Origin of the sequence: Kingella denitrificans ATCC 33394 (assembly GCF_000190695.1) — a bacterium.
Classification (GTDB): domain Bacteria; phylum Pseudomonadota; class Gammaproteobacteria; order Burkholderiales; family Neisseriaceae; genus Kingella_A; species Kingella_A denitrificans.
The window spans coordinates 993,343-1,014,292 of record NZ_GL870929.1; the positions used below are offsets into that span (position 1 = coordinate 993,343).

Below are 20,950 nucleotides of genomic sequence, written 5' to 3' on the forward strand. Positions count from 1 at the left end.
TGTCGCCGTGCGCATATCATACAGCATTCGGCCCGTTTCGGCGGTAGGATTTTGAATGCGCGGCCAAAATGAAAAAACCCTTTGCCGAAACAAAGGGTTTTTGGTATCTGGTGGAGGCGGGGGGGGGAATCGAACCCACCTAGCCCGTAACCAGTAGTATGTGTATAGACAAACGCCCTTGATTTAGGGCGTTTTTTATCTGTTCATATACTACTGGCTGCGGTCATTTGTGCCACGATTTGTGCCAAGGCCGATCCATCGCGGGTTCGAGCCGCTGCCATTCGACCTCCCCATCACGGCTACGCTGTTGCAGGCCGTGCAGCATCGCGGCCAGCGGAAGATCCCCATTGTCGAGCAAGGTCGACTTCAGATTGGCTGCTCGAACGGGGTACGCGATGTCCGGCAACCCGTACTTTGTTTGCCAGCGTCTCTGGCTTGAGATGAAGCTCTGCGAAATTTTGCATGACGCCCGTATCGATCCTTTTGCCGCTGCGCCGATTGTGGTTATCACAATACGACGAACACACAAATCAATCAAAATAAAGTCATGGACAAATTCTAGGGCAGACCATATACTTTCCGCAATAATCAGCACAAGCATTCGCTAACCCGAACGAGCCAGCCAGGATGTCGAACGAACAGCTTGCAGATCTCACCCAGCCACAACGCGACCGGCTCGTGTTTGCGGAGTTACGCGTGCGCTTCATCGGAGAGATACGCCGTCAGAACCTGGTCACGCGGTTTGGCATCCAGGGCTTTGGCGCTGTACAAGGAGTTAGCCCTGGGCAACATCGATTACGACTCCAAGGGCAAGTCCTACGTCCTGTGGCCAGACTTCCGGCCAGTCTTCGACTTCACCCCGGAGCGGGTGCTGTCGTGGCTGACTCAGGGCTTTGGCGATGGCGAGCCGATGCGGCTAAAGGCGTGGGTGACCAGCGAGAGCCCGTCACGGCTCACGCATCCGGATCTGGATGTGCTGGCGAGCGTGACCCGGGCGATCCACCAGGAGTATCCGCTCGGCATCGAGTACCACTCTATCTCCAGTGGTCGCACTGAGCGGGAGGTCCTCCCGTTCGCACTGATTGACAACGGCCTTCGTTGGCACGTCCGCGCCTTCGACCGGAAGTCCCAAGAGTTCCGAGATTTCGTCATCACTCGGATCAAGCGACCGGTGGTGCTCAAGGGGCAACCAGTGGCGCCTGATGAGATGAGTGATCAGGACATTCAGTGGCACCGGATCGTCGAGCTGAAGCTGGTGCCGCATCCCAATCAACCTCGGCCGGAGATTACCGAGATGGATTACGGCATGCAGGGCGGCGTGCTGCGAATAAAGCTGAGGGCAGCCACCGCTGGTTATATCTTGCGCCAGTGGGGCGTGGACTGTTCTCCGGACCACAGCCTGCGCAGCCACGAGTACCGGCTTTGGCTGAAAGATCACTTGGCGCTATATGGCGTCAATAACGCTATTTTGGCACCGGGCTACCGCTCGCCTAGCCAAAACAAAGGAGAGAAATAAAGTGGCCTACAACCCAAAACGCGCGTTGGAATTGCTCCGGATCGGTTCTGGACGTGCCGATGCTATTTTCCGCGATGGTCAAGAAGATGCCATTCGTCACATCGTAGATGGCAAGGGCCGCTTGCTGGTCGTGCAAAAGACCGGGTGGGGTAAGAGCTTCGTCTACTTTATTGCGATCAAGTTGTTGCGGGAAGCCGGAAGTGGTCCGGCGTTACTTATCTCGCCGCTGCTGGCGCTGATGCGAAACCAGATTGCAGCGGCAGAGCGGATGGGGGTTCGCGCTGCCACCATCAACTCCGACAACGTGGAAGACTGGACGGATGTCGAGGGCAAACTGGGCAAGGGAGAGATCGATGTTCTCTTGATCTCGCCGGAGCGCTTGGCGAACGAGCGCTTCCGGACGCAGGTTCTTGCCGGAATCGCTGCACAAGTTTCGATGCTGGTCATCGATGAAGCGCACTGCATTTCCGACTGGGGACACGACTTCCGTCCCCACTACCGCTTGCTGGAGCGGATCGCCAAGACACTGCCGCCAAACCTGCGCTTGCTTGCCACCACGGCGACAGCGAATAACCGCGTGATGGAGGACCTTGCTGCTGTGCTCGGTCCTAAGTTGCAGGTCTCTCGTGGCGACTTGAATCGGACCTCACTTACTCTGCAAACAATCCGCCTGCCTAGTCAGGCCGAGCGTCTTGCTTGGCTGGCGGAGCAACTGATTACGCTGCACGGGCATGGCATCATCTACACACTGACGGTTCGCGATGCCAATCAAGTTGCTCTGTGGTTGAAAGCTCAAGGCTTCAACGTGGAAGCCTATACAGGTGAAACCGGTGATCGTAGAGAGCAGCTTGAACAGGCGCTGCTAAAAAACCAAGTTAAAGCGCTGGTTGCCACAACAGCGCTAGGTATGGGTTACGACAAGCCGGATCTGGCATTTGTCATCCACTATCAAACGCCGGGATCGGTTGTCGCCTATTACCAACAGGTCGGTCGCGCAGGACGCGCACTGGAGTCTGCTTATGGAGTGCTCCTCAGCGGTGAGGAAGAGTCAGACATCACTGACTGGTTCATCCGGAGCGCCTTCCCGACACGGCAAGAAGTTGCGGATGTCCTGAGAGCGCTTGAAGGCGAGCCAAACGGGCTATCTGTTCCCGAGCTTCTAAGCCGAGTCAATCTAAGCAAAGGTCGTGTTGAAAAAACGATTGCACTGCTGTCCCTCGAAGCGCCGGCACCCATCGCCAAGCAAGGTAGCAAGTGGCAGCTCACGGCGGCTACGCTGAGTGAAGCATTCTGGGATCGAGCGGAACGCCTCACTGTGCTACGGCGAGACGAGCACCAGCAGATGCAGGACTACGTGAGCCTACCGTTTGGTGAGCACATGGGCTTTTTGATTGGCGCGCTCGACGGCGATCCAAGTGTTGTGACAGAACCAGCCTTACCGCCATTGCCTGCAACCGTGAATACCGAGCTGGTAAAAGCTGCCGTCGAATTTCTTCGTCGAACCAGCTTGCCCATCGAGCCCCGCAAAAAATGGCCCGACGGTGGAATGCCCCAGTACGGCGTCAAGGGATTCATCGCACCTGCCCATCAGGCTGAATCCGGCAAGGCGCTATGCGTCTGGGGCGATGCCGGTTGGGGTGGATTGGTTCGACAGGGCAAATACCACGACGGCTACTTTTCCGATGACCTCGTTGCTGCGTGCGTGAAGATGATTCAGGAGTGGAATCCGCAACCGAGCCCGACCTGGGTGACCTGCGTTCCTTCGCTTCGGCATCCCGAATTGGTGCCGAATTTCGCGCAACGCTTGGCTGCTGCGCTGGGTCTGCCGTTTCATATGGTCATCGCAAAAACAGACGCAAGGCCCGAACAGAAAACGATGGCAAACAGTACACAACAGGCGCGCAACATTGATGGTTCGCTCGCACTCAACGGCCAGCCCATTCCTCCCGGCCCGGTCCTCCTGGTTGATGACATGGTCGACTCGCGCTGGACGCTGACGGTGTCTGCATGGCTGCTGCGCAAAAGCGGTAGCGGCGCGGTTTGGCCTATGGCCCTTTCACAGACGGGGCCCGACGAATGACGCCAGTCCTCTCTCCCAACACCCAGGCGATCTTGCTGCTGACTGCGCCGCTCATTGCCGGACGAGGCTCTGCGTCATCGGATCTGCTCTCGCTTGGTGAATACAAACGTCTCGCGCGTCATTTGCGCGAGATCCAGCGTCAGCCTGCGGATCTCCTCTCGCCGGACGCAGCTGAGATCTTGCGCGCGTGCCAGCCGGTGATTGACGAGGGTCGCCTGCAGAAATTGCTGGGGCGCGGATTCCTGCTGAGCCAAGTGATCGAGCGCTGGCAAACGCGCGCCATTTGGGTGGTCAGTCGCGCCGACGCCGAGTATCCGCGTCGCCTGAAGACCCGCCTTCGTGAAGATGCGCCGGCAGTGCTCTACGGCTGTGGCGACATGGCTTTGCTCGAAACCGGTGGGCTTGCCGTCGTCGGATCGCGGCATGTGGACGACGCCCTCATCGACTACACCATGGCAGTTGGCTGGCTCGCTGCTCGGGCAGGCAGAACGCTTGTCTCCGGTGGCGCCAAGGGCATCGATCAGGCCGCCATGCGAGGTGCGCTTGAGGGAGGTGGAAAAGTTTGTGGCGTTCTGGCGGACAGTCTGGAAAAGACCACCATGAACCGCGAGCACCGCAACCTGTTGCTGGATGGGCAGCTGGTCCTGATTTCGCCCTACGACCCGAGCGCCGGGTTCAATGTGGGCAACGCCATGCAGCGGAACAAGCTGATTTATGCATTGGCAGACACCTCACTGGTGGTCAGTTCCGATCTCAACAAAGGTGGCACTTGGGCGGGTGCTGTCGAGCAGCTCGACAAACTCAAGTTCGTCCCGGTCTTCATTCGTTCGACAGGCAAGTCTTCAGCCGGATTAGATGGTTTGCGAAAGAAAGGCGCACTTCTCTGGCCGAACCCGCAAGACGTGGATTCGTTCGAGGACGTGTTCAACGTGGCGATGCCGACGCCGACGGCATCCCCACAGGTTGGTTTTGCGCTGTTCTCGAACGAAGACCCATCGTCGGCTGATACCAAGCCAACGACGCCTGTGTCACCCGACACCGCGCCCGCGCCCCAGGCCGCGAGTGAGTCATCGGCACCGGTCGACGTTGTTTTCGATGCGCAGCCACCCGCTGAGGCATCGGAAGAACTGCCGCCAGTCACACCAGAGGCCGTAGCGCCGATAGATGAGGCCAAGGAATTTCCGCAGCCGGAATCGACCCCTGCCGAAGTGCTCTTCGCTGCCGTGCGCACAGCGATTCAGCAACTCTTGAGTACGCCGATGAAAGACGCCGAAGTAGCGGCCGCGTTGGATGTTTCTAACGCGCAGGCCAAGGCATGGTTGCAGCGTTTGGTCGACGAAGGCGTATTAGAAAAGCAGAAGAAGCCAGCGGGCTACGTCGTGAAACAAAAGCGGCTGTTCGAGTAAACCATGACGATGCATCGATTTAATCACCGCGCACTGCACACATCCGGAATCACGGAAGACGGGAGGTGCACGTGATCGCAAAACTCGAACGACTCATCGGCGAAATCGGCGACCTCAACAGCAAGTTGATCCTGCTGGTCGGTCCCAGCCGCAGTGGCAAGACCCAACTGCTGCGCCAACTCAGCGCCAAGCTCAACATCGAGCCGCTCAACGTCGGCCTGGAGTTGGGGCGCCGTTTGGCCGCCACGCCGAACAACAAGCGCGGCTTCTCGGCAGGCGAACTGCTGCGGGAGATCGCGGACAAGGAACGAACTGAAGACCCGCTGTTGCTCGACAACCTCGAGTTGTTGTTCGAGCCGGGCTTGCAGATCAACCCGCTTGACCTCGTCAGGCGGCTGGCTCATTTCAAGCGCGTCGTGGCCGTCTGGCCTGGCGAGCTGCGCGGTGATCGCTTGGTGTACGCCGACATGAGCCATCCAGAACATCGTGACTACAGCCGTGATGGCGTGGTCGTACTCGAAATTTGACGCTACGGGGAAGAGAGAACCATATGGCCAAGAACATGAAATACGGAGATCTGATCCAGTTCGAGCAGATCGAGTCAGTCATTCAGCTGCTCGATGCCGAGCGACCGGACGAGGCCAAGAAGCTCGTCGCGACCTACGTCATCTCCGACGACATGGCCGAGCGGATCTCCAAGCTCATGGTTCCTCAGCTCAGTTTCGACGACTCAGTCGATCACAAGGGCGTTCTCATCGTTGGCAACTACGGTACCGGTAAGTCGCACTTGATGTCGGTGCTGTCGCTGGTGGCCGAGGATGCGGCCTACGCACCGATGATCCGCCACCCCAAGGTGGCCGAGGCGGTTGCCCCGATCGCTGGCCGCTTCAAGGTGCTGCGCATCGAGGTGGGTGGCTTGCAGATGCCGCTGCGCCAGATCATCACCCTGCAGCTTGAGCGCTTCCTCGAAAAGATCGGCGTCGACTACACCTTCCCGACCGCCGACAAGGAGCTCAACAACAAGGACTCCTTCGAGGAGATGATGGCCGCGTTCGCGGAGAAATTCCCGGACCAGGGTGTGCTGCTGGTTGTCGATGAGTTCCTGGAGTACCTGCAGTCCCGTCGCGATCACGAGCTGGTGCAGGACCTGGCCATCCTGCGTCAGATTGGCGAAGTCACCAAGCACTTGAAGTTCCGCTTCGTGGCTGGCGTGCAGGAAGCCATCTTCGACAGCGTGCGCTTCCAGCACGTTGCCGACAGCATGCGCCGCGTTAACGAGCGCTTCACGCAGATCCTGATCGACCGCCAGGACGTCAGCTTCGTCGTCTCCGCGCGCCTGCTCAAGAAAACGGCCGACCAGCAGAACAAGATCCGCGAATACCTCACGCCTTTCGCCAAGTTCTATGGCTCCATGAACGAGCGTATGGACGAGTACGTGCGGTTGTTCCCGGTCCACCCGGACTACCTGAAGACCTTCGAGCAGATCCACTTCACCGAGAAGCGCGGCGCGCTCAAGACCATCGAGGCTGCCATACTGGCGATCCTCGACCAGGACGTGCCCACCGACAAGCCGCTGTTCATCAGCTACGAAAGCTTCTGGAACACCATCAAGGCCAACTCGGTCCTGCGCGCTGACCCGAACATCAAAGAAGTCATGCGCGTGTCCGAAGTGCTGGAGTCCCGCGTGCAGCAGGCCTTCACGCGCCCAGCCTACAAATCCATGGCGTTGCGGGTCATCAACGCGTTGGCCGTCCACCGCTTGACTACGGGCGGCGACATCCATGTCCCCATCGGCCCCACAGCCGCCGAGCTGCGCGACGCCTTGTGCCTGTTCCAGCCGGGCGTGGAGGACATGCCGGGTGATCCGGCCGAGAACCTGCTCTCTATGGTCCAGACCGTGATGCGGGAAGTGCTGAAGACCGTCAACGGCCAGTTCATCTCCAAGGCGTCGGACACCGAGCAGTACTACCTCGATCTCAAGAAAGACATCGACTACGACGCGCAGATTGAAAAGCGCGCCGAAGCCCTGTCCAACGATGCGCTAGACCGCGCCTACTACAGCGCCATCAAAACACTGATGGAATGCAGCGACGACCTGCGTTACCCCGGCTTCCAGATCTGGCAGTACCAGATCGAGTGGCAGGAGCGCCGCGTCGAGCGCATGGGCTACCTGTTCTTCGGGGCACCGAACGACCGTCCCACGGCGCAGCCTGAGCGCGACTTCTACATCTATTTCCTCCAGCCCTTCGACAAGCCGAAGTTCAGCGACAACAACCTGGCTGACGAAGTGTTCTTCCGTCTGAAGTCACCCGACGAAGACTACAAGCGCTACCTGTCGCAATACGCGGCGGCGCTGGATCTGGCGTCCACCGCCAGCGGCGGTGCGAAGACCATCTACCAGTCCAAGACTCAAGATTCCTTGCAGTCCATGAGCAAATGGCTGCAGGAAAGGCAGATGACCGCGTTCGAGGTCACCTGCCAGGGCAAGACCAAGACGCTGCAGGACTGGTTCAAGGGCGTGTCCCTGCGCGACCGTGCGCGACTGGGCCCGGACGAGCGCATCAACTTCCGCGACGTGGTGAACATCGTCTCCGGCCTGGCACTGGACCAGCGTTTTGTCGATCTCTCGCCGGAATATCCCACCTTCTCGGTGCTTGTCACCGAGGCCAACCGCAAGCAACTGATCGGCAACGCGCTGCGCGCACTGGCCGGCGGTACTCGCACCAAGGATGCACTCGCCGTGCTTGATGCGCTAGAACTGCTCGATGGCGACCGCGTCGATCCGGCCAACTCACGCTATGCGCAGGAAGTGCTGAACCGACTCAAGGCCAAGGGCCACGGCCAGGTGCTCAACCGCAGCGAACTGCTGTCGGGAACGTCTGACGTCGAGTATTTTGCGCCGATCAAGTACCGGCTCGAACCCGACCTGCTGGTTACCGTGCTGGGCGGGCTGGTCTATTCCGGCGACATCGTGCTGTCGATCACCGGCGACAAGATCGACTCCGGCAAGCTGGGGCAACTGGCTGAGCGATCCATTGAAGAGCTCAAACAGTTCAAGCACGTCGAGGCACCTAAAGAGATCAACCTCGCGGTGCTGCGTGCCTTGTTCGAATTGTTTGACCTGCCGTCCGGGCTGACTCAGAAGGCCAGCCAAGGCGATACCGAACCGGTCATCAAACTGCAGGAGAAAGTCAGCGCGCTGGTCCCGCGTGTGCTCAAGGCCGGCTCCGACCTACAACAAGGCAAGCTCGGCTTCTGGGGCCAGAACCTGCTGCGCGAAGAAGAAGCCAAAGACTGGCACGAGCGGCTGGATTCGCTAAAGAAGTTCACCGAATCACTGGCGCCGTACAACACCGTCGGCAAGCTCAAGAATCTGCGTGTCACCCAGGAAGACCTGGACGGCCAGAAGAAGAATCTGGAGATCCTGGCCGCCGTCGAGCGACTGCTCGAACTGGTGGTGGAGCTGGGCAGCACGGCGTCCTACCTGTCGCAGGCCGAAATGGTGCTTCCCGCCGAGCATCCGTGGGTGAAGCAGGCCGAAGCAGCCCGAAAGGCTCTGCAGGAAAAGCTGAGCCAGGACCGTACAGCCGAGCACGCCGCCGAATACAGGCAGACGCTCAATCAGCTCAAGAAGGATTACATCACCGCCTACATCGCCAGCCACAGCAAGGCGCGGCTGGGCGTGGCCGAAGACAAGACCCGCAACGCCCTGCGCAAGGACGACCGTCTGCTGGCACTGCGTGTGTTGGCCGGCGTGTCGCTGATGCCTACCAGCCAACTCACCGCGTTTGAGGAGTCGCTCAACGGCCTCAAGAGCTGTTCGTCGCTGGACGAGCCCACGCTGATGACAGCTGCGGTATGCCCGCACTGCCAATTCCGCCCTTCTGCCGAGCAGTTGGAGCTGATACCGGCGGCCAAACGCCTGCACAAGCTGGACGACGACCTGGACCAGTTGGTGGCCAACTGGCAGCAGACCCTGCTGGAGAACCTGGAAGACCCGTTTACGCAGGACAGCCTGGGCCTGTTGCCGCCCACGTCCAAGAAACTGATCGACGCCTTTCTAGCCTCGCGCAAGCTGCCGGACCCGATGACCAGCGAGTTCGCCAACGCCGTGCAGGAGGCGCTATCAGGGCTGGAGAAGATCACGGTCAAGGGCGACGAGATCAAGCAGGCGCTGCTGCAAGGCGGCTCGCCAGCGACGCCGGACGATCTACGCAAGCGCTTCGACACCTTCATGAACGAGCGCTGCAAGGGCAAGGATGCCACCAAGTTGCGCTTCGTGATCGAGTGATACGTCGTGATCACCCGACCATGACAACCAAAATTTGAGGAACGACTGATGAGTGATCTTTTCCAGAACCACGCGGCCAAGTCCGATCCGGTTGAATGCCTCGGGCAGACTTTCCCGAGTGACGAGGCTCGCCGCGAGCACTACCTGAAGCTGCTTGCCGAGAAACTCAAGGACCCTGAGTTCCGGAAGATCGAGGGTTTTCCTATCGGGTCGGACGAAGATATCCTGACCCTATCTGACCCGCCGTACTACACCGCTTGTCCCAATCCATTCCTGGGTGAATTCGTTAAGCATTTCGCCAACTCCTCGTCTCACGGGAAGACAACACTTCCTTTTGGCGGTGATTTGGAGGCGGAGAGCAGGCACCCTGTCTACTCATTCCACCCGTACCACACAAAAGTTCCTCCAGAGGTAATCAAAAAGCTGATTGAGCATTACACGCGACCAGGAGAAATTGTTTTAGATGCTTTCAGTGGAACTGGGATGACCGGAGTCGCTGCACGGGAGTGCGGTCGTCATGGGGTCACCGTTGATTTGTCCCCAATAGCAACCTTCATATCTGCAGTCAATGTAAACAAGAACCCAGGCCACGAGGTGGCTATGGCGCTCAAGAAAATAATCCAGGAATCAAGGAAAGAGTTGGGTTGGGTTTATCAGATCAAGGAATCTGCAATCTTATACGAAGCAAACTATTTTGTTTGGGCAGATGTTTTTACTTGTCCAGAATGTGTTCACGAGTTTTCCTTCTTTCCTTATGGAGTGATTCACCACGGGAATAAAGTTGAGACTCGAAAGGCATTCCCATGCCCGGAGTGCGGCGCGGAATTGAATGTTCGTCGCATTGAAAGGATCATTAATTCAAGCGGGAAAAAGAAATCTCTCGTATGGGTCAATGCCGGAACAGGCAGGAATCGCATCAATAGAGAGGCAAACGATTATGATCAAGAAATTGTCGACCGTGTGAACTCATACAAATCTCCATCGTGGTACCCAAAAGACCAGATTGATCCAAACGGATACTCGGCAAAGCTCGCGCAACTTGGCGATAAAGCTATTCGCGATATAAGCAAGTTTCTCTCTGAGAGAAATCGTCTAGTTTTTTCAGACCTTTGGGCAAGGGCGGCTGAAATACGCGACGTCTCAGTAAGGAACGCAGCTAAAGCCTGCCTCACATCGATATTCACGGTAGTGTCAGAGCGTCAGGGATATTTTGGCGGTGGCGGTGGCATGTCTGGCAACCTTTACATGCCCATCGTTCGCATGGAGAAGAATATCTATGCATCTCTTGAGCGAAAGGTGAAAAAGTTAATTGATGCAGAAAATGCGAAACCGATAAGTGGTGCGCGCTGCATTGTTTCTGCGCAATCGGCAACGAACTTAAATCAGATCCCCGATGCGTCGATTGACTATATTTACACTGATCCGCCATTTGGAGCGAACATCATCTACAGCGAGATGAACCTCATCTTGGAAGGGTGGTTAAGGGTTCTCTCTTCCGAGAAGCCAGAGGCTGTTATCAATGAGGCAAAGAATAAGGCATTTGATGACTACGGCTTGTTAATGCGATCGGTATTTAGAGAGTATTACAGAGTTCTTAAGCCTGGACGCTGGATTACTGTCGAGTTCCACAATACCAAGGCCAGTGTTTGGAATCTGATTCAAACGAATTTGGCAGAGGCCGGCTTCATCGTTGCGCAGGTAGGTAAGCTGGACAAGGGATCGACAACGATACTCGCAGATATTCGACCGGGTGCAGTCGTGCAGGACCTGATTATCTCTGCATATAAGCCCAATGGAGGGCTGGAGAACCGGTTTTTACTGCAAGGTGCGAGCATTGAGTCTGCATGGGACTTTGTTGCGACACACCTTCAACATTTGCACGTAACCGACGTCAAGGAGGGTCGATTGGCTTACATCGCTGAGCGTAGTGGGAGAATTATCTACGATCGCATGGTGGGCTGGTTCATCAAAAATGGGGCAATGGTTCCACTGTCGTCTCAGGAGTTTTTCGCAGGTCTTAAGCAAAGGTTTGCGGAAAGGAATGGAATGTTCTTTTCGGAAGAACAAGCATCACAATACGACAAGGAGCGTGCAAAGTATCAATACGAACTGCAGTTGGAACTATTTGTTTCTGACGAGCGTTCTGCGATCGACTGGGTAACTGAGCAGCTTAGGCGTAAGCCATCAACTTATCAGGAGCTTCATCCAGAATTTGTTCGACAGCTGGGAGCCGGATGGAAAAAGCATGAGGAAAAGCCGGAACTCGGAAAGTTGCTTGAGCAGAATTTCCTTTGTTTCGATGGATCTGGTGAAGTGCCAAGCCAAATTCACAGTTACCTGTCCTCCAATCACAAGGATCTTCGAAACCTTGAGAAGAATGCCCCGGTCCTGGTGGCCAAGGCAAAGGATCGCTGGTACGTGCCTGACCCAAACAAGGCGCAAGACTTGGAGAAGAAGCGCGAAAAGGCGCTGCTCAAGGAGTTCGAGAATTACAAGGCCTTCACCGGTCGAAAGATAAAAGAGTCGCGACTTGAAGTGCTTCGCGCCGGCTTCCGGGCCGCGTGGGCCGCCAAGGACTACAAGACCATCATCGGCATCGCCAACAAGCTGCCAGAGGAAACGCTGCAAGAGGACGAGAAGCTGCTGACGCTCTACGACCTCGCCCTGACCCGTACCGAAGACGGGATCTGAACGTGGTCAGCGGCGGATTCACCATCGGCGACTGGTGCTGGTTTACCCGACAGGCATCGCCGTGCCGTGTGATCGAACGGCAGGACGTGTGGGGCGAGGTCGCCTACCGCGTCTGGCTGCCGGCCAAGGACGCCGTGGTGCGCGCCCGGGCAGCGGACCTTGCTGCGCTGGAAAGTGTGCGCCCGAGCGTGGAGCAGATCCTGCACACCACGGCGGCAGCCAACCCGATGCGGATCGAGCAGCGCATTGGCCGTGTGGACCGCATCGGACAGAAGCACGTGGTTCGCGCCATCAACTTTGTGCTCGAAGATACCGTGGAGCATCGGGTGCGCCAGGTGTTGGAGGCAAAGCTCGAGGTCATCGCGCAGGAGTTTGGCGTCGACAAGGCGGCCGACGTGATGGATTCGGTCGAGGCCGACCCGATCTTCGACGAGTTGTTCGTGCACGGTCTGCAGAACCCGAATGCCATCGAACAGGAGTGCGACGCGGTGGTGTCACAACTGCGCTCCACCCTGGCAGAGTCGAAGAAGAATAACGATCTGCTCACTACTGAACATGATCTGGATGCCGACGATGCCCGCAAGTGGCTCGACCACCCAGCGCAGTTCTGGCTGGAGCGCGCCATCACCAGCGGGTTGGCTGTGCGCGGTAGCTTCGCCATCAAGGCGTGCAATGCATGGCGGTTGAAGTGGGCAGACGGCAGCGAGTCGGCACAGGCCTGTTTTGACGCCCGCACGGCGGATGAGAACCCGGAGTTGGAATGGGTCACGATGGAAGACCCACGCGCTCGGGCGGTGATCAGCGAGCTGCCGCGCTTTGTCGCCGGCCAGCCACTGCCGGTGATCCGCGTGACCTGGCTGCCGGATTCGGTACGCGGCATCTGGTCGCTGTGGGAGATCAGTTTGGCGGCTGAAGGCCTGAGCCGGAAGCGCTTCCTGCCGGTGTTCATCAACGAGGAAGGCCGGCCCTTCGTGCCGACCGCCAAGCGTGTCTGGGATCTGCTGCTCACTGAAACCGTAGACGTGCATGCCGTAACGGGTTCCGAGGAGTCGGTGAGGTGGTTCGAGGCATCGCATGTGGCTGCCAGTACCCAGGGTGAACGGATCTTCACCGAGCTGCTGACCGAACACCGCGCCCGGCTGAAAGAAGAGCGCGAACGTGCGCTGTATGCGTTAGAGGTCCGAGGTCAGGCCATTGGACGAATTGGCTTACCCGCCGTGCGTGAGCACCGGCGCAAGCGGCTGCAACAAGAACACGATGCACGCATGGCCGCCCTGGACGAGATGGAGGCCAGCGTGCCGGATTTGAATGCCGTGATGATGGTGCGCGTCTCCGGCGATGTGATGCCCGGAGGACAGGTGGGATGAGCCAGTGGTCAGAACGCATTCTCAGCCACTTCACGGCCGATCTCACCCGGCTGTGGGTGGCGTGCGACCCCGACGATGTGCTGCTGGACGAAAAGCTGTTGTCCGAACTGCGCGGTCGCGGCTTCGAGGTCATGCTGTACGAAGACCCGTTCGCCTTCCGTGCTGAATACGAGGAACGCTATCGCGCAGCCTGGGATTGCGGTGAGCCGGGGCCAGCGCCTTCGCTGGTTCTGCATCTGCGCAGCGCCGACGCGAATGCGCTGCCTTGGGACATCGTGCACCACGGACGTGTGGTTCGATTGAGCCTTGCGGAGCTCTTCCCCAGACTGGCATACAGCGCGGTACAGCAAGTCGAGCCGGAGCATTTTGCCGGGCTGTTTCATGCCCACCAGACCGAATTGCAGTCAGCGCGCAGCGAGAACGAGTCCAAGGACTTCATTCTCGAACACGTCTACCAACTGACGCCGAGATCCATTCGCAACTCGGTTGACTTCTGGCGCGAGCTGCTGCGGATGCACTTTGCCAATCGCTCGTTGCCACCCCTGTTTGCTCAACACGCGGCAGGCATCATTCAAGGCAAGGGGCTGTTCGTCGACCAACCCGTCGCCACATGGCTGGCATCCAAGAGTGCGCTGCTGCGCGTCGTGCAGGACGCGTGGTATCGCTACCTGAAAAACCTGGGGCTGGATGGCACCCGAACTGGCGAACCTCCGCCACCGGACTACGTCGCAAAGATCGAGATTCCGTTCGATCACTCCGATGTGCAGGTGCTGGTCGACTCCATGTTCCTCGACGGCAGCTTGAGTCCGCTCGCGGCGCACAGTGTTCCGGCGGGGATGCCGAGTTGGATCAAGGCCGGCATCGTCCAGGACCCCGCTGCATTGCAGGCTTTGGTGCTCAAAGGCATCGATGGCCTGATCGAGACGACCCCAACAGCCGCCTCCTCGCACAAGGACTGGAACGAGTTCGCCAAGCGCTACGGCGAGATCCTGGCTCGCACGCATAGCCTGCCCGGCACGGAAGGCAGCGAACACCTACCCGTGATTCGGGAACGGATCAAGACCTTGCAGGCGCAATCGGACGAGCATCTGCAAGCCTGGGTCGCAGCCAAGCATTACGCCGACCTGATCCTGCAACCAGTGACCAAAGGCCCGGTGATGGTGCACCACGTGCCACGCTTCTTGCGCCATCGGCGGTCCGCAGGGGAAACCAAGGTCGCATTGCTGGTATTCGACGGGTTGGCCTTCGACCAGTGGGTGCAGATCCGGGAGCGCCTGATTGCCACCACCAAGCGCTTCGCGTTCGATGAGGGAACCGCATTCGCATGGCTGCCGACCGTGACATCGGTATCGCGCCAGGCGCTGTTTTCTGGATTGAAACCGCGTGAGTTCGACGACTCCATCGACCGGACAGACAAGGAGGAATCCTTGTGGAAGACGTTCTGGCAGAACGAAGGCGTCAACGCGAATGAGGTGATGTATCGACGTGCGCTACGTCAGACCCATCAGCTAGACGCACTTGAAGTGGATTTGAATGACCGTCGACCGAAGGTGGTGGGCCTGGTCATCGATGAGGTGGACGATCGGCTCCACAAGGAGCGGTCCAAGAAGGACGTGGCGATGTGGATCGGGAACTGGTTGACGACTGGTTTCGTCGACCGGCTTTTCTCGCTGCTGCTGGACAAGGGATACCACATCTATCTCACGGCGGACCACGGCAACGTAGAGTCCACCGGCGTCGGCAGACCCAACCAAGGTGTGATTGCCGAGACGCGCGGCGAGCGCGTTCGGGTCTACCGGAGTGAGCCACTGCTGGCCGATTCTGCTGCGGCCTATCCCACCACAGTCAGGTTGGACATCGCTGGACTGCCCGCGAACTTCATGCCCCTATTCGCAGGCGGACGAACCGCCTTTGTGCCGGAGGGTGAGCAGGTGGTGGTCCACGGCGGGGTGTCGGTCGAAGAGTTGATCGTGCCCTTTGTGAAAGTCAGTTATGTGATTGGTACCGAATGAATTCATCAGCCCCAAAAATAGGCTTTGATCGGTTCATTCAGCTTGATTGGGCGGCTGCGGCACTGAATGTTCGTGCAGGCGTGGCTGGGCTAGATGATCTGAATGCACTGCTCGATGCAGCCGAGCTTGGCTTGGAAGCCAAGAAGAAAACACGCACCGTGCTGAATCGGTTGTGGCTGGAGCCGCGCGCCGAACTGGTCGATTACGCGGATCGCGGCGCGGCCATCCACAAGACGCAGCCGGACATACCGGTCGCAGCGCTGTGCTGGGGTATGTCCGTGGCGACCTACCCGTTTTTTGGCAAAGTGGCCGAGCTGGTGGGCCGCCTCTCCGCCATCCAGGGCGACTGCGCGTCCGCCGAGGTCCATCGCCGCATGAGCGAAACCTACGGAGAGCGCGAAGGCACCCGGCGCATGACCAACATGGTCATCCAGAGCCAGGCGAGCTGGGGAGCTGTGGAGCGGGTTGAGAAAGGCAAGCGCGTCATCCGCCTGGCACCAACCACGATCGACAACGACGGACTCACGGCCTGGTTGATCGAGGCGGCAGTGCGCTACGCCGGCAAGCCCGTTTCAGTGCCCAGTCTGCAGTCACTGCCCGTGTTGTTCCCGTTCACCCTGACGCGGCCCCTGGCCTACGTGGTGTCGAACAGTGCAAACCTGATCCTTCGGTCGGAAGGACCGAGTAACCAGTTCGTCGCTTTGCGCAGCACGATATGAAAACGGAACTTGGACAATGACGGAATCGAAGCAACCGCATGGCGACGAACCAAAGAAAAAATCGCTGAAGCTACTGCTGAGGTCGAAGCCCGTTGCCGAGGTTGAGACATCGATTGGCCGCATCTATCTGTACCCGCTTCGGGTACGAGATATGACTGACTTCGAAAAGCTGGAGCCTGCGGAGGCCATCGATCAGATCAGAAACTTCCTCACCAGCATAGGCAGCCTGGCGTTAGAATCTGATGAGACACCGGAACGTATTCCCCTCGATCCTGAGATAGCGAAGACACTTTCGGACGATGAAGTAGAGCTGCTTTCTGAAGCTTATGTGCAATCGTCGGTATGGCAGAAAGTCCGGGAAGGCGACGAGGATCGAAAGCCTGTTGCTCGGGAAGATGGTGAAACGGCCTCGGCTTATTTGATTCGTCTGGTGCGGGACGAAGTCGAACAGCAGCACCAGTCTGCAAAGCAGCTGCGCGAGAAAATGCTTGACTCCAGTCGTAGCCTATTCGATCAGGTGCGCAGGAGTACATCCGCTTTGGGCTCGACGTTGAGCTCATACGAACAACTCACAAAATTCGCAAAACCAGCACAACCGGAAATCGAGCCGATTCGCACAGATCACTTTGATGCTTTTAACAGGCACATGGTCGAGCAAGCACGGGAACGTGCGGAAGAGCGCGCCGAAGAAATGGCGTTGGCTCGCCTGACGGGCCAGATGACGGCAGAGTCCGCCAAGACGCTCAAGGATTTGGCTGAAGCGGCGACCACCCTGATGGAGCAGTTCGACGAGCGTGACCGAAAGACAGACAAGTCCACGCGCAAGCAAATCACCATCGCGGTTTGGTCGGTTGGCATCTCGGCAGTATTGGCTTTGCTCGCCTTGATCGTCTCAGGATTTGCCTATCTTCAAGATCGGGACAACGGCGTCTCCGGAGACCAGTGGCAAGCGAAATTGCTGACCGCTATCGAACAAGGGAATCAGCAGAGTTCCGCCATCGAGCGTGAGAATGAGGCGCTTCGGGAACAAGTTAAGTCGCTCAGTTCCCGCATAGCTGGTCTGGAGGCAGCGCAGCGCGCCACTGTCAAATCTACGGCATCAAACCAAAAGCCTGATTGATAATTGATGCGACGAAAAAGACTGATAAGGATATAGAAATGGCCCGAATCGAAAACCACAAGTACAGCATCGAGGAGGCATTCCGTGAGTGCTTCTATATCGTCCCGGACTACCAGCGTGAGTATGTCTGGACGGACAAGGAAGTGCATCAGTTACTGGAGGACATCGGCGAGCAGATCGATGCGGGCACGACGCGGGAATACTTCATCGGCACCGTGTTGGTGTCGCCAACCGAGCAGAAGAACCATTACGAGGTCATTGACGGTCAGCAGCGCTTGACCACGTTCTTCCTGCTGCTTTGCGCGCTGAAGCATCTGTTCCAGGGCGAGCCACAGCGCCAGATGATTGCCGGACTGATCTCGACCAGCTACGTTGACAGCGACGGTGAGGTGCGCACCACCCTGAAGCTGGAACCGCGTTACGAGAGCGCAGGCGAAGTGATGGCCAAACTGGTAGAGCTGGATGCTGAGCCACAGACCGTGCGCGCTGGCATCCAGTCTTCTGGCATCACCAGCTTCGGGTCGCTAGAGAACTTGGTCAATGCTTACAGCACGCTGTACCGCTATCTGAAGGACAACTACGGCGACACGGCCAAGCTGAAGAAGTATTGGGGCTATCTGGCCAACAACGTGGTGTTCATCCAGATCTCGACCGACGTCAGCAGCGCGCTGAAGATTTTTGAGACCATCAACGAGCGCGGCGTCGGTCTGAACCCGATGGACTTGCTCAAGAACCTACTGTTCACTCAGGTCAAGCAAGCGCAGTTCACCCAGCTCAAGGACGAGTGGAAGAAGATCACCAAGCCGCTGGAGAAGGAGAAGGAAAAGCCGCTGCGCTTCTTGCGCTACTTCCTGATGGCCAACTACGTCATCAAGAACGAGCGCGGTGATGCAGTGGTGCGTGAGGACGAGATCTACGACTGGTTCATCGCTAAGGACAACGCGGCGCTCTGCGACTACGCAGGCAAACCCTTCGAGTTCGTTCGCAAGGTGATTCGCAACGTCGAGCACTACTTGGCCTTCGCCAACGGGCTGGGGAATGACGGCAAGCCCAGCCTAGCGATGGACAGTCTCAAGCGGCTGGCTGGTGGCGCGTTCAGTTTGCACTACGTCCTGCTGCTGGCAGCCGCGAATTTCCCCAAGCCGCTGTTCGATCACTTCATCGCGCAACTGGAGAGCTTCCTCTTCTACTACATCTTCACCAAGACGCCGACCAAGGTTCTGGAGCGCAGCTTCTCACAATGGGCCGACGAGCTGCGTGCGATTGCGGAGACAACTGATCCGGTGAAGCAGAAGGTTCAGCTGAACACCTTCGTCGCCGACCGCTTCGAGAAGAACATGGCGGGCAAGTCACAGGAGCTCGCCGATGCCCTCAAGCGCTTCACGCTGTATTCGATGCAGCAGTACCGCACGCGCTACTTGCTGGCGCGTCTGACCCAGCACGTCGAGATGGCATTCAGCGGCCTTAAGAACCCAGGCAGTCTCGAGCCCTTCACCAAGCTGGAGATCGAGCACATCTTGCCCGACAACCCGAAGCCGGAGCTGCGTGCCACGTGGGCAGCAGAGAACCCGAATGCGGTCTATGACGACTACAAGAATCGCCTCGGCAATCTGACCTTGCTGGAGAAGCCGATCAACATCGTTGCAGGCAATGACTTCTACAAGGCGAAGCAGACCGAGTACGGCAAGAGCGGCAACTACCTGACGCGCAGTCTGGTGGCGCTGACCGAGGTCGGCCAGAACACATCGATTTCCCGGATCAACGCCAAGCTGGAGGCTTTTCCTGCGTGGAATGCCGCGTCTATCGAGAGGCGCCACGCGCTGCTCATCGCGCTGGCGCAGGAAGTCTGGAAGACGACGCCAACCGACGTCTGATGATGGAGGTCTATTGACATGAGTAATGCATCACCACCTGCGCCGATGTGCGATGACTGCAAGGCTTTGATTGGAGCGTCGCGAAGCACCAAGCCTCATGCAAATCTCGAGTACAAGGATGGCAGAAAGGTCTCGTCGATGATGGGCGCTGCCGATGAGGCTTACTACCGCTGCAAAGTGTGCGGCCACGAATGGCTGCACGAGACCGGATCGTGCGGCATTGGATGGGTTGCATAGCTGTGGCGACTCGCATGGCGAGATCAACCCACAATGACGCGCCGTGAAGATTATGGACAGAATCGATATCGACACTTGGGCACACATCAGCGCTGAAGGTTGGAGCTCCCTCGTTCTGGGCAACGGCGCCAGCATCGCCATCCACAAGGAGTTTGCAAACCCCACACTCCATGGCATTGCTGATGCAAAAGGATTGCTTGTCCCCACTGCTCCAATATTCGCCAAGCTCTGGACAACTGATTTCTAACACGTCAACGTGGCATTGTGGACGCCGTCCTGCCTACTCGGAAATATGCACAGCGCTGATCGAAGCGGTGCACAGTGTGCATCCGGTGCATGCCGATGTTGCCACCGACCTACAGCGGACCAGTGCGTTTGCGAGAGTATTTCCAACTAGCGTCAGCCTGAACTACGACCTCACCTTGTACTGGGCTATGCTGCTGCTCAATGCGGCGCATGGGAGTTGGTTCAATGACGCGTTCCACGACGGGGGGCAAACGGATTTGGAATATCTACGGAGACCCTATGGACAGGCTGCAGGCGCAACATTGGTTTTCTACCCTCACGGCAGTCTTGCGGTTGCGCGTGACTACCTTGGTGATGAGACAAAGCTCGCTGTTGACGCGGGAGCCGCAGGCGACCTGCTAGACACGATCACGCTCAGGTGGTCATCCGGGAACTACGTGCCCGTGTTTGTTAGCGAGGGAACCAGCAAGCAGAAAATTGCCGCAATTCGTCGGAGCCACTACCTGACGAACGTGTACGAAGAGGTTTTGCCCAGCCTCGGAGAGAGTTTGGTCATGTATGGCTGGAGCTTTGACGAAGGGACTGACGTAGATTAGCAGTTATGCTAGGCTACGAAAATTCAGATAACCAATTGTAAATTAAGCAAGAGAGTTCAAAAGAAACTGCTTGAATTTTTTGCGCTCCAAGTTACCGCCCGTTCTGCTGCCGATATTTTGGACATTCAGCCCAACTCCGCTATTCTGTTCTACCGCAAAATCCGCATGGTCATCAGCCATTATCTTGCCTTGGCTGTCGATGAGGTTTTTGAGGGCCCCGTCGAGTTGGACGAAAGCTATTTCGGCGGACGGCGTAAAGGCAGACGCGGTCGCGGTGCAGCAGGAAAAGTGGTTGTCTTCGGCATACTGAAACGCAACGGACGGGTCTATACCGTGGTCGTAGATAATGCCAAGTCTGATACTTTGATGCCTGTTATTAGAAAGAAAATCATGCCGGACAGTATTGTTTATACCGATAGTCTGAGCAGCTACGACAAGTTGGATGTGAGCGGTTTCATCCATTACCGCATCAACCATTCCAAGGAGTTTGCCGACCATCACAACCATATCAACGGCATTGAGAACTTTTGGAATCAGGCAAAACGCGTCTTACGCAAATACAACGGAATCAATCGCAAATTTTTCCCGCGGTTCTTGAAAGAATGCGAATTTCGATTTAACTTTGGCACACCGTCTCAACAGCTTAAAATCCTGCGGGGTTGGTGTGGAATTTAGGGCTAATCTAGTACAGCCCCATTAAATTTCCCTGCTTATCTAGGATAGCACCAAATATTTTTCCAATTAACCGACACGCCGCCGTCTCTGCGTTTTGTTTCCATCACTCAATTGCAACCG

At 57.5% G+C, this 20,950-nt stretch carries 14 protein-coding genes; 13 read left to right on the plus strand and 1 reads right to left on the minus strand.

Going from position 1 to position 20,950, the window contains the following annotated elements:
* Positions 1-223: 223 nt before the first annotated feature.
* On the minus strand, positions 224-601 hold the full coding sequence (locus HMPREF9098_RS04955) for a hypothetical protein (RefSeq protein WP_003782582.1): 378 nt from the start codon (positions 599-601) through the stop codon (positions 224-226).
* Between the two features lie 156 nt (positions 602-757).
* On the opposite strand from HMPREF9098_RS04955, the gene HMPREF9098_RS04960 reads away from it, so the two are divergent.
* The 13 genes from HMPREF9098_RS04960 to HMPREF9098_RS11400 all read left to right on the plus strand — a co-directional run bounded on the left by HMPREF9098_RS04960 (position 758) and on the right by HMPREF9098_RS11400 (position 20,830).
* Entirely contained in the window at positions 758-1,516 is a 759-nt protein-coding gene (locus HMPREF9098_RS04960; RefSeq protein WP_232617964.1) for a helix-turn-helix transcriptional regulator, read from the plus strand.
* A 1-nt stretch (position 1,517) separates the two neighbouring features.
* Complete coding sequence (locus tag HMPREF9098_RS04965; RefSeq protein WP_003782585.1) at positions 1,518-3,596, plus strand: RecQ family ATP-dependent DNA helicase; 2,079 nt, start codon at positions 1,518-1,520, stop codon at positions 3,594-3,596.
* Positions 3,593-5,002, plus strand: a complete 1,410-nt coding sequence (locus tag HMPREF9098_RS04970) for a DNA-processing protein DprA (protein ID WP_003782587.1) — start codon at positions 3,593-3,595, stop codon at positions 5,000-5,002. Before HMPREF9098_RS04965 ends, HMPREF9098_RS04970 begins: the two co-directional genes overlap by 4 nt.
* A 71-nt stretch (positions 5,003-5,073) precedes the next feature.
* Complete coding sequence (gene brxF / locus HMPREF9098_RS04975) at positions 5,074-5,529, plus strand: BREX-3 system P-loop-containing protein BrxF (RefSeq protein WP_003782590.1); 456 nt, start codon at positions 5,074-5,076, stop codon at positions 5,527-5,529.
* A 23-nt stretch (positions 5,530-5,552) separates the two neighbouring features.
* On the plus strand, positions 5,553-9,293 hold the full coding sequence (locus HMPREF9098_RS04980; RefSeq protein WP_003782592.1) for a DUF6079 family protein: 3,741 nt from the start codon (positions 5,553-5,555) through the stop codon (positions 9,291-9,293).
* A gap of 48 nt (positions 9,294-9,341) precedes the next feature.
* Positions 9,342-11,984 (plus strand): DNA methyltransferase, encoded by a 2,643-nt coding sequence (locus HMPREF9098_RS04985; protein ID WP_003782593.1) that lies wholly within the window; start codon positions 9,342-9,344, stop codon positions 11,982-11,984.
* Positions 11,985-11,986: 2 nt separating this feature from the next.
* Positions 11,987-13,351 carry a hypothetical protein gene (locus HMPREF9098_RS04990; protein ID WP_198489554.1) on the plus strand — a complete coding sequence of 455 codons (1,365 nt, stop codon included), beginning with the start codon at positions 11,987-11,989 and terminating at the stop codon, positions 13,349-13,351.
* Positions 13,348-15,363 carry a BREX-3 system phosphatase PglZ gene (pglZ, locus tag HMPREF9098_RS04995; protein WP_003782595.1) on the plus strand — a complete coding sequence of 672 codons (2,016 nt, stop codon included), beginning with the start codon at positions 13,348-13,350 and terminating at the stop codon, positions 15,361-15,363. Before HMPREF9098_RS04990 ends, pglZ begins: the two co-directional genes overlap by 4 nt.
* A complete protein-coding gene (locus tag HMPREF9098_RS05000) occupies positions 15,360-16,082 on the plus strand; it encodes a hypothetical protein (protein ID WP_003782596.1) in 723 nt (240 codons plus the stop codon). Before pglZ ends, HMPREF9098_RS05000 begins: the two co-directional genes overlap by 4 nt.
* A 16-nt stretch (positions 16,083-16,098) precedes the next feature.
* Positions 16,099-17,202: a hypothetical protein gene (locus tag HMPREF9098_RS05005; protein WP_003782597.1), complete on the plus strand. Its 1,104-nt coding sequence runs from the start codon at positions 16,099-16,101 to the stop codon at positions 17,200-17,202.
* Positions 17,203-17,240: 38 nt separating this feature from the next.
* Complete coding sequence (locus HMPREF9098_RS05010) at positions 17,241-19,076, plus strand: DUF262 domain-containing protein (RefSeq protein ID WP_040564281.1); 1,836 nt, start codon at positions 17,241-17,243, stop codon at positions 19,074-19,076.
* A gap of 389 nt (positions 19,077-19,465) precedes the next feature.
* Positions 19,466-20,155, plus strand: a complete 690-nt coding sequence (locus tag HMPREF9098_RS05015) for a DUF4917 family protein (protein WP_169309622.1) — start codon at positions 19,466-19,468, stop codon at positions 20,153-20,155.
* Positions 20,156-20,176: 21 nt separating this feature from the next.
* On the plus strand, positions 20,177-20,830 hold the full coding sequence (locus tag HMPREF9098_RS11400; protein WP_081457159.1) for an IS1595 family transposase: 654 nt from the start codon (positions 20,177-20,179) through the stop codon (positions 20,828-20,830).
* Positions 20,831-20,950 lie beyond the last annotated feature (120 nt).